The sequence below is a fragment of the Marinobacter confluentis genome, from assembly GCF_004785685.1.
In the GTDB taxonomy this organism is placed as follows: domain Bacteria; phylum Pseudomonadota; class Gammaproteobacteria; order Pseudomonadales; family Oleiphilaceae; genus Marinobacter; species Marinobacter confluentis.
In genome coordinates, this window is record NZ_SRPF01000064.1 from 1 (window position 1) to 307 (window position 307).

The following is a 307-nucleotide window of genomic DNA, read 5'->3' on the forward strand; positions in this document are numbered from 1 at the left end:
GAGTCGATGGTTTTCCGCTAGCTGCTAGGCGAGCCGTTCGTTGGTCTGCTTCAAGGCCAGTTCGGCCGAGCGGCGGGCGGTAATATCCCGGGAGATTCCACAGATATAGACAGTATTGCCGTCCCGCGCGACCAGGGGGGAGATTGTTGTTTCGAAGAATGTCAGTGGCGCGGCATCAAACCCCTCGGTGCTTTCCTCGTCGCGAATAACATGACCAACAGCCCTGGCTCGGGCGTAGTTGTCTGCGACCTGTTGGTAAGCCCCTGGGTCGGGCACTATGTCATCCAGGAACCGGCCACAGAAGGAT

1 protein-coding gene is annotated in these 307 nt (G+C 58.6%); it reads right to left on the reverse strand.

Features of this window, described 5'->3' with window-relative positions; genetic code table 11:
• Positions 1–24: 24 nt before the first annotated feature.
• The coding region (locus E5Q11_RS17575; RefSeq protein WP_168215680.1) for a PAS domain-containing protein at positions 25–307 on the reverse strand (283 nt) is incomplete at its 5' end.